Source organism: Superficieibacter electus (assembly GCF_002915575.1).
In the GTDB taxonomy this organism is placed as follows: Bacteria; Pseudomonadota; Gammaproteobacteria; order Enterobacterales; family Enterobacteriaceae; genus Superficieibacter; species Superficieibacter electus.
This window is the reverse complement of the sequence record NZ_PQGD01000047.1, coordinates 1-9,581: the sequence shown is the minus strand read 5'-3', so window position 1 is coordinate 9,581 and position 9,581 is coordinate 1. Positions and strand designations below refer to the sequence as shown.

Annotated in this window: 8 protein-coding genes and 2 pseudogenes; 4 read left to right on the top strand and 6 right to left on the bottom strand. The window is 59.5% G+C overall.

What is annotated here, in order from left to right; genetic code table 11:
* Positions 1 to 330, bottom strand: a 330-nt coding sequence (locus CHU32_RS28485; RefSeq protein ID WP_170868628.1) for a hypothetical protein, incomplete at its 3' end; no start/stop codon positions are given.
* A 326-nt stretch (positions 331 to 656) separates the two neighbouring features.
* Here CHU32_RS28485 and CHU32_RS27165 point away from each other — a divergent pair.
* The 3 genes from CHU32_RS27165 (at position 657) to CHU32_RS27155 (ending at position 3,319) form a co-directional block, all read left to right on the top strand.
* Positions 657 to 1,394 (top strand): recombinase family protein, encoded by a 738-nt coding sequence (locus CHU32_RS27165; RefSeq protein WP_103750950.1) that lies wholly within the window; start codon positions 657 to 659, stop codon positions 1,392 to 1,394.
* Positions 1,391 to 1,615 (top strand): hypothetical protein, encoded by a 225-nt coding sequence (locus CHU32_RS27160; RefSeq protein WP_000743213.1) that lies wholly within the window; start codon positions 1,391 to 1,393, stop codon positions 1,613 to 1,615. The genes CHU32_RS27165 and CHU32_RS27160 overlap by 4 nt, the downstream gene beginning before the upstream one ends.
* A 210-nt stretch (positions 1,616 to 1,825) precedes the next feature.
* Entirely contained in the window at positions 1,826 to 3,319 is a 1,494-nt protein-coding gene (locus tag CHU32_RS27155) for an IS91-like element ISCR2 family transposase (RefSeq protein WP_001120888.1), read from the top strand.
* A 175-nt stretch (positions 3,320 to 3,494) separates the two neighbouring features.
* Here CHU32_RS27155 and CHU32_RS27145 read toward each other — a convergent pair whose 3' ends face one another.
* Both CHU32_RS27145 and sul2 read right to left on the bottom strand, forming a co-directional pair.
* Positions 3,495 to 3,797, bottom strand: a complete 303-nt coding sequence (locus CHU32_RS27145; protein ID WP_000251875.1) for a phosphoglucosamine mutase — start codon at positions 3,795 to 3,797, stop codon at positions 3,495 to 3,497.
* 86 nt (positions 3,798 to 3,883) lie between these two features.
* Positions 3,884 to 4,699: a sulfonamide-resistant dihydropteroate synthase Sul2 gene (gene sul2 / locus CHU32_RS27140; protein ID WP_001043260.1), complete on the bottom strand. Its 816-nt coding sequence runs from the start codon at positions 4,697 to 4,699 to the stop codon at positions 3,884 to 3,886.
* Between the two features lie 329 nt (positions 4,700 to 5,028).
* On the opposite strand from sul2, the pseudogene CHU32_RS28740 reads away from it, so the two are divergent.
* Positions 5,029 to 5,133, top strand: a pseudogene (locus CHU32_RS28740) (Arm DNA-binding domain-containing protein); the annotation flags it as partial.
* A gap of 253 nt (positions 5,134 to 5,386) precedes the next feature.
* Here the strand turns inward: CHU32_RS28740 and CHU32_RS27125 are convergent.
* From CHU32_RS27125 to CHU32_RS27115, 3 genes and pseudogenes are all read right to left on the bottom strand, one after another.
* A complete protein-coding gene (locus tag CHU32_RS27125) occupies positions 5,387 to 6,391 on the bottom strand; it encodes an IS110-like element IS5075 family transposase (protein ID WP_000427619.1) in 1,005 nt (334 codons plus the stop codon).
* Between the two features lie 78 nt (positions 6,392 to 6,469).
* A complete protein-coding gene (locus CHU32_RS27120; protein ID WP_103750949.1) occupies positions 6,470 to 9,436 on the bottom strand; it encodes a Tn3 family transposase in 2,967 nt (988 codons plus the stop codon).
* A gap of 2 nt (positions 9,437 to 9,438) precedes the next feature.
* A pseudogene (locus CHU32_RS27115) lies at positions 9,439 to 9,504 on the bottom strand (helix-turn-helix domain-containing protein); the annotation flags it as partial.
* Positions 9,505 to 9,581: the final 77 nt, after the last annotated feature.

The following is a 9,581-nucleotide window of genomic DNA, read 5'->3' as shown; positions in this document are numbered from 1 at the left end:
GGTAAGCAGAGTTTTTGAAATGTAAGGCCTTTGAATAAGACAAAAGGCTGCCTCATCGCTAACTTTGCAACAGTGCCGCGCGACGAGCAGCAGCACCAGGAGCAGAAGCACGTCGAGAAAAAGCAACAGCAGATCGAGCAGCGCCCACGGCGGGCCGCTCGCATCGGATAAGTCGAAAAATCCGGCTAAAGTGGCCGAGCTGCACATCAGGCCGCGCGGTTTTCCTCCCTGATCGCCGGCGCGGTTTCTTCCTCCCTGAACCGCATGCAGACTTGCCGCCTCGGACACCCCGAGGCGGTTTTTTTTCGCCTCGCTCGAGCATCGCCGCATCCGACGATGCCGAGACGACCAGGCCGCGCACGTCGAGCTGCAGCATCGCCATTGCCGACGATGGCACCAGGTCGCCGGCGGTGGCCACCGACCTCGAGCTCGCATCGCCACATCCGACGATGCGCGCCGGCGTCGACCATCGCCAGGTCTGACGATGGCGGCCGCCCTGCCCTGGATCTCGCATCGCCATTTCTGGCGATGAGATCCACGGAGCGGCCATTTAGACCCGCCAATAACGACCCGGCCAAGATAAATCGCATGACGGCCTTTTTGGCCGGGGGTAGCATGACCGGACACTTTGCGTATGCCCAAAGGAGCCCGCAAGTATGCGCAGGACGAAGCCAGTAGCCGCGCCGATGGTGGCGCGGGTCTATCTGCGCGTCAGCACCGCCGCGCAGGACTTGGAACGCCAAGCGGCGATCACTACGGCCGCGAAGGCCGCCGGCTACTACGTCGCCGGCATCTACCGTGAGAAGGCATCCGGCGCACGCGCCGACCGGCCTGAGCTGCTGCGCATGATCGGCGACCTACAGCCCGGCGAGGTGGTCATTGCCGAGAAGATCGACCGCATCAGCCGCCTACCTTTGCCCGAGGCCGAGCGCCTGGTGGCCTCGATACAGGCCAAAGGCGCAAGCCTGGCCGTCCCTGGCGTGGTCGATCTATCCGACCTGGCGGCCGAGGCCCAGGGCGTCGCCAAGATCGTGCTGGAAGCCGTGCAGATCATGCTTTTTCGCCTGGCCTTGCAGATGGCCCGCGACGACTACGAGGACAGGCGCGAACGCCAGCGCCAAGGCATTGAGTTGGCCCGCCAGGCCGGGCGGTACAAGGGCCGCCGTGCTGATCCGAAGCGCCGCGCCCAAGTTGTCGCGCTGCGCAAGTCCGGCTACAGCATCAACAAGACCGCCGAGCTGGCCGGGTACAGTGCGGCCCAGGTGAAACGGATATGGGCCGAGGTCAGCCAGGCCGAAGCGAAGCAGCACGGCGCGTTCGTGGAGGACGCATTGACGGAAGCCGATGCCCTGGCCGCTGTCGGCCAGGATGAGCGCCAGGAGGAAAGGGCATGAAGAAGCCGAACCAAGACGACGAGCCGTTTTTCATCACCGAGGAGATTGCGGCCGAAATGATCGCCGGCGGCTATGAGTTCGAGCTGCCGCCCATTCCTTGCACCATCCGCCTACGCGACGTGCTGGAGCGCATGACCGATGCTGAGCTAGCATTGCAGCCGGGCGAGATCGCCGACCAGGAGCGTGAACGCTGCCGGCGCAAGCCGTGTTCAACCTCATGATCTGGTCATGGTATTTTTCATGGCACTGAGCCTGATAGTTCTTGCAAATTGTTGTCACTAAAGGGTTTTGTGTGCTTGTTTACAATCGAGTGGGAGTGACGGGCACTGGCTGGCAATGTCTAGCAACGGCAGGCATTTCGGCTGAGGGTAAAAGAACTTTCCGCTAAGCGATAGACTGTATGTAAACACAGTATTGCAAGGACGCGGAACATGCCTCATGTGGCGGCCAGGACGGCCAGCCGGGATCGGGATACTGGTCGTTACCAGAGCCACCGACCCGAGCAAACCCTTCTCTATCAGATCGTTGACGAGTATTACCCGGCATTCGCTGCGCTTATGGCAGAGCAGGGAAAGGAATTGCCGGGCTATGTGCAACGGGAATTTGAAGAATTTCTCCAATGCGGGCGGCTGGAGCATGGCTTTCTACGGGTTCGCTGCGAGTCTTGCCACGCCGAGCACCTGGTCGCTTTCAGCTGTAAGCGTCGCGGTTTCTGCCCGAGCTGTGGGGCGCGGCGGATGGCCGAAAGTGCCGCCTTGCTGGTTGATGAAGTACTGCCTGAACAACCCATGCGTCAGTGGGTGTTGAGCTTCCCGTTTCAGCTGCGTTTCCTGTTTGCCAGCCGGCCCGAGATCATGGGGTGGGTGCTGGGCATCGTTTACCGCGTCATTGCCACGCACCTGGTCAAGAAAGCGGGCCATACCCACCAAGTGGCCAAGACGGGCGCGGTCACCCTGATCCAGCGTTTTGGATCGGCGCTCAATCTGAATGTTCACTTCCACATGCTGTTTCTCGACGGTGTGTATGTCGAGCAATCCCACGGCTCAGCGCGTTTCCGCTGGGTCAAGGCGCCGACCAGCCCAGAGCTCACCCAGCTGACGCACACCATCGCCCACCGGGTGGGTCGCTATCTGGAACGGCAAGGCCTGCTGGAACGGGATGTCGAAAACAGCTATCTGGCCTCGGATGCGGTGGATGACGACCCGATGACACCCCTGCTGGGGCACTCGATCACTTACCGTATCGCTGTCGGTTCACAGGCGGGGCGAAAGGTGTTCACTTTGCAAACTCTGCCGACCAGTGGTGATCCGTTCGGTGACGGGATTGGCAAGGTAGCCGGGTCCAGCCTGCACGCCGGCGTGGCGGCCAGGGCCGATGAACGCAAGAAGCTCGAACGGCTGTGCCGGTACATCAGCCGCCCGGCGGTATCCGAGAAGCGGCTGTCGTTAACACGAGGCGGCAACGTGCGCTACCAGCTCAAGACGCCGTACCGGGACGGCACCACGCACGTCATTTTCGAACCATTGGATTTCATTGCAAGGCTGGCCGCCCTGGTACCGAAGCCCAGAGTCAACCTAACCCGCTTCCACGGGGTGTTCGCACCCAACAGTCGGCACCGGGCGTTGGTCACGCCGGCAAAACGGGGCAGGGGCAACAAGGTCAGGGTGGCTGATGAACCGGCAACACCAGCACAACGGCGAGCGTCGATGACATGGGCGCAACGGCTCAAGCGTGTTTTCAATATCGACATCGAGACCTGCAGCGGCTGCGGCGGCGCCATGAAAGTCATCGCCTGCATTGAAGACCCTATAGTGATCAAGCAGATCCTTGATCACCTGAAGCACAAAGCCGAAACCAGCGGGACCAGGGCGTTACCCGAAAGCCGGGCGCCACCGGCTGAGCTGCTCCTGGGTCTGTTTGACTGACGAGCCTGAAGGCCAACGATACCAATCAAAATGCTGCGTTCACAGCGCCGCGGCAGGGATCCGCCGTGCTGGTTGTCGGAAAAGGAGCCGCTAGTGGGAAAGAGGAGGGTAAATTTTCAGCGTTGCTGGCTCCCCGTCAGCCGGATTGGGTTGCATCGCAGGGGTGTCGAAAGAGTCAACTGCGGTCCAAAGCTGTTGGACTTGGGTGAAAAGGGCGTTTATTCTTCCTATACGTTGTCGGCAGCGGGCCAAAAAGGAATACGTCCATGCCCATCGAGGTGAAACCGGCTGTGAGCGCGGGTTCAAGCATATAGCCCGACAGGCGCGTATCCTTGCCGATCACGACACGATGGCGGTGGTCACCGCGACGAAAGACACGGCCAGCCGCCATGCCGACGCGCAAGGCGGTTTCCGCCGTCATCGCGCCTTCGTTGGCTTTGCCACGAATACCGTCTGTGCCGAAATATTTGCGCACCATAAGGTCGATTATCCTGTCGTCGGGTCGCCCTCAAAGGGGACATGCCTGCTGAACCGCGAATATAGAGAAATATCCCGAATGTGCAGTTAACGAATTCTTGCGGTTTCTTTCAGCGCCGCCAATACCGCCAGCCCGTCGCGCAAGGGGCGCGGCTCGTGTGTGCGGATGAAGTCAGCTCCACCTGCGGCGGCGGCAAGCTCTGCAGCGAGTGTCGCGGCCCCGACATCCCCCGGACCACGGCCTGTGAGCGCGCGCAGAAAGGATTTGCGCGAAACAGACAGAAGCACCGGCAAATCGAAGCGCAGCCGCAATTCATCGAACCGCGCCAGCACCGAGAGCGAGGTTTCGGGAGCAGCCCCCAGAAAAAACCCCATGCCGGGATCAAGGACAAGGCGGTTGCGTTTGATACCGGCACCCGTCAGCGCCGCGATGCGCGCGTCAAAGAACGCCGCAATGTGATCCATGATGTCGCCAGCGGGTGCCTCGCGCCGATCTGCCTGCCCGTCTTGCACCGAATGCATAACGACGAGTTTGGCAGATGATTTCGCCAATTGCGGATAGAACGCAGCGTCTGGAAAACCGCGAATATCATTGAGATAGGCCACACCACGCGACAAGGCATAGGCTTGCGTCGCGGGTTGATAACTGTCGAGCGAGACGGGAATGCCATCTGCCTTGAGCGCGTCCAGCACCGGCGCGATACGCGCGATTTCTGTGTCGGACGAAACAGGCGCGGCGTCGGGATTGCTGGATGCCGGACCGAGGTCGATCACATCTGCCCCCTCGGCCATCAGCTTACGCGCCTGCGCAATGGCTGCGTCTGGCGCCAGATACCGGCCTCCATCGGAGAAACTGTCCGAGGTTATGTTGACGATGCCGAAAATGATGAGCGATTTATTCATGGGGGCTTCTATAATAATAATAATCGAGCATGAGTCTCATACGGATGCTCGGGTCGAAAGGGAATCCCCAGGCGAGTAACCTGTTTGCGGTGATCCATTAGCTGCAGGAGCAGAATAGCATACATCTGGAAGCAAAGCCAGGAAAGCGGCCTATGGAGCTGTGCGGCAGCGCTCAGTAGGCAATTTTTCAAAATATTGTTAAGCCTTTTCTGAGCATGGTATTTTTCATGGTATTACCAATTAGCAGGAAAATAAGCCATTGAATATAAAAGATAAAAATGTCTTGTTTACAATAGAGTGGGTATCGGAGACGAAGAAGGACAAGGTACATGCTGACCGATACCAAGCTGCGCAATCTCAAGCCCAGGGACAAACTCTACAAAGTGAATGACCGGGAAGGTCTCTATGTGGGGGTCGCCTCAGAAAACGGAATCTATGGTCACTCCCGTTTTTGCAACACCGATTTTGACGACAAGTTGGCTTGCTTGAATCTATCCGGCGTCTGAATGGGATTTTATTCCCGCGCCTCGATGAGTTCCGCGCCTGATGAACCTCCAGAAAATATACGGCTTCAATGAGCCTTTCCGTTTTACAGGTTCCTCAACAGGCCGGTGGGCCGTTAGTATCATCAATATCAGTATTCGCAAAACCAGATGAATGATTGTTTAAACTGGTGTATTTCTGCCTTTATGCTTCGTAAGTTTGCTGTCGCGCCGTCAGTGCCCAGGCTATTCTGGCCAGCTTGTTTGCCAGAGCACAGGTGACGACAAAGTTGCTTTTCCGACACAACAACTCCCTGACCCAGTCGGCCAACTTGCCAGACTGGTGTTCCAGTTTTTGTATGAATACCCTGGCACACTGAACCAACAAAGTTCGGATCTTTTTGTTGCCCCGCTTGCTAATCCCTAACAATGTCGTCCGACCTCCCGTGCTGTACTGTCGGGGTACCAGCCCTGTTGCCGCCGCAAAGTCACGGCTGCTGGCGTACTGCTTCCCGTCGCCAATCTCAGTTGAAATAGTACTGGCAGTCAGCGTTCCAACGCAGGGAATACTCAGCAAGCGCTGTCCAACCTCATCTTCGTCCAACTTTCGTTTCAACTGAGATTCCAGATCTTTAATCTGCTCAACAAGATAGTGATAATGCTGTTGTAATTTCAGCAGTAACTGGCTGAGATAAAGAGGCAAACTACTGTCCTCAAGAAGGGTACTCAGTCGACTAATAACGGCAGCACCTCGCGGAACGCTGATACCAAATTCCAGCAGAAAAGCATGCATCTGATTAGTTGTTTTCACCTTATCCTGAACCAGGGATTCACGGACACGATGCAGAGCTCGCATTGCCTGCTGAGATTCGGTTCTGGGCTGCACGAAACGCATAGATGGACGTGATGCTGCTTCACAGATAGCTTCAGCATCAACGAAGTCATTTTTGTTGCTTTTAACGAATGGGCGGACAAATTGCGGTGATATCAGCTTTGGAAAATGCCCTAACTCTTCCAGCTTGCGTGCCATAAAGTGAGAACCGCCACAGGCTTCCATCGCGATGGTTGTTGCCGGGCATGTCGCCAGAAATTCGATTAGCTTTGGTCGGGTGAATTTTTTACGGTAAACGGCCTTCCCACGATGATCCTGACAATGAATATGGAAAGAGTTCTTACCCAGATCGATACCAATAAGCGCAATGTTTTCCATGATGGTTCTCCGAATGAAAGCCTGTCCTCAGCATAGTACTGGGAAGGAGGGAGTGACCATCTCATTAAATAAAGCACGCTAAGCCGGTTGCAGCGGTCGTAGCGGCCTGAACTTGCCCGCGCCGATCTTGGCGCTGCTGCGCCAGAGGTAATCGCCGGTGAGGTTGATGTGCTCCCAACCGAGCGGCGACAGGTACTGCAACAGCGCGTCATCAACGGCATGGCCGTTGCCACGCAGCGCGTGCGCAGCCCGTTCCAGATAGACCGTGTTCCACAACACGACGGCAGCCGTTACCAGATTGAGGCCGCTAGCCCGGTAGCGCTGCTGCTCGAAACTGCGGTCGCGGATTTCACCCAGGCGGTTGAAAAACACTGCCCTGGCCAGCGCATTGCGCGCCTCGCCCTTGTTCAGGCCGGCATGCACGCGGCGGCGCAGTTCCACGCTTTGCAGCCAGTCCAGGATGAACAGCGTGCGCTCGATGCGGCCCAGCTCGCGGAGCGCCACGGCCAGGCCGTTCTGGCGTGGGTAGCTGCCGAGCTTTCGGAGCATCAGGGAGGCCGTCACCGTGCCCTGCTTGATCGAGGTGGCCAGCCGCAGGATTTCGTCCCAATGGGCGCGGACGTGCTTGATGTTGAGCGTGCCGCCGATCATGGGTTTCAGCGCGTCATAGGCGGCGTCGCCCTTCGGGATGTAGAGCTTGGTGTCGCCCAGGTCGCGGATGCGCGGCGCGAAGCGGAAGCCCAGGAGGTGCATCAGGGCGAAGACGTGATCGGTGAAGCCCGCCGTGTCGGTGTAATGCTCCTCGATCCGCAAGTCGGACTCGTGGTACAGCAGGCCGTCGAGCACGTAGGTCGAATCGCGCACGCCGACGTTCACGACCTTGGTGTGAAATGGCGCGTACTGGTCAGAAATGTGGGTGTAGAACGTCCGCCCTGGGCTGCTCCCGTATTTCGGGTTGATGTGGCCGGTGCTCTCGGCCTTGCTGCCGGTGCGGAAGTTCTGGCCGTCCGACGATGAGGTGGTGCCGTCGCCCCAGTGCTCGGCGAAGGGATGGCGGAACTGTGCGTTGACCAGATCGGCCAGCGCCGCCCCGTAGGTTTCGTCGCGGATGTGCCAGGCTTGCAGCCAAGCCAGCTTGGCGTAGGTCGTGCCGGGGCAAGACTCCGCCATCTTGGTCAGGCCCAGGTTGATCGCGTCGGCGAGGATCGTGGTCAGCAACAGGTTCTTGTCTTTGGCCGGGTCGCCCGATTTCAGATGCGCGAAATGCCGAGTGAAGCCCGTCCATTCGTCCACCTCCAGCAGCAGTTCGGTGATCTTGACGTGCGGCAGGATCATTGCCGTCTGGTCGATCAGCGCTTGGGCGGTGTCGGGTACCGCCGCGTCGAGCGGCGTGATCTTCAAGCCTGACTCGGTGATGATGGCGTCCGGCAGCTCGTTGGCCGTCGCCATACGGTTGACGGTGGCAAGCTGTGTTTCCAGCAGCGTCAGCCGGTCGTTCAGGTACCGGTTGCAGTCGGTGGCCACGGCCAGCGGCAATTCGCTGGCCTGCTTGAGGCTGGCGAATTTCGCGGGCGGCACCAGGTAGTCCTCGAAGTCCTTGAACTGGCGCGACCCCTGCACCCAGATGTCGCCGGAACGCAACGCGTTCTTCATCTCCGACAGCGCGCACAGTTCGTAGTAGCGCCGGTCGATGCCGGTGTCGGTCATGACCAGCTTCTGCCAGCGCGGCTTGATGAACTCGGTCGGCGCGTCGGCGGGCACCTTGCGGGCGTTGTCGCTGTTCATGCCGCGCAGCACCTCGATGGCGTCGAGCACGTCCTTCGCGGCGGGAGCGGCCCGCAGCTTGAGCACGGCAAGGAATTCCGGCGCGTAGCGGCGCAGCGTGGCGTAGCTTTCGCCGATGCGGTGCAGGAAATCGAAGTCCTCGGGCTGCGCAAGCTTCTGCGCTTCGGTGACGCTCTCGGCGAAGGCATCCCAGGACATGACGGCCTCGATGGCGGCGAACGGATCGCGGCCCGCCTGCTTGGCCTCGATCAGCGCCTGGCCGATGCGGCCGAACAGCCGCACCTTGGCGTTGATCGCCTTGCCGGACGCCTGGAATTGCTGCTGATGCTTGTTCTTGGCGGCGTTGAACAGCTTGCCCAGGATGCGGTCGTGCAGGTCGATGATTTCGTCGGTGACGGTGGCCATGCCCTCGATGGCAAGCGCCACCAGGGTGGCATAGCGTCGCTGCGCCTCGAACTTGGCCAGGTCGGCGGGCGGCATCTGGCCACCCTCACGGGCGATCTTGAGCAGGCGGTTCTGGTGCACCGACCGCTCGATGCCAGAAGGCAGGTCGAGCGCCTGCCACGCTTTGAGGCGTTCGATGTGTTCCAGCATGTGCCGCGAATTCGGTTTGACGGGCGATTGGCGCAGCCAGGCCAGCCAGGTCGTTTTGCCGTTGTCCCGACGCTTGAGCAGATCGTCGAGGCGGCGGCGATGCGCGTCCGACAGCGGTTCGGCCAAGGCATCGTAGATGCGCCGGTTGGCGCGGGTGATTGCTTCGGCGCTCGCCCGCTCGACGGCGTTGAGGGCAGGCAGAATGACCGACTGCTGCCGCAGGTGCTCGATCAAGGTGCTGGCCAGCACGATGCCCTTGTCGGTCTGCAAGGCCATCTCGGTCAGCAACTGGACGGCCTGCCGGTAGTGGCCCATGGTAAAGGGCTGGAAGCCGAACACCGTTTGCAGTTCGACCAGGTGCTCGCGCCGGGTCTGCTCCCGCTGCCCGTATTCGTCCCAGCTTTCGACGCTGACCTTGAGCTGGTCGGCGACCAGTTTCAACAAGGGCGGAAACGGCGGCTCATCGACGCCCAGGATGACACCAGGAAAGCGCAGGTAACAGAGCTGCACGGCGAAGCCCAGCCGGTTGGCCGGGCCGCGCCGCTGCCGGATGATGGAGAGGTCGGTTTCGCTGAACGTGTAGTGACGGATCAACTCATCCTTGGTGTCCGGCAACGCCAGCAGGCTTTCGCGCTCGGCGGCGGACAGGATTGAACGACGTGGCATATTTACTGATCCGTTCTCAAGTATTGATACAGGGTTTCGCGACTGATTCCGAATTCACGAGCCAGCTTGGCACTGTTGCAAAGTTAGCGATGAGGCAGCCTTTTGTCTTATTCAAAGGCCTTACATTTCAAAAACTCTGCTTACC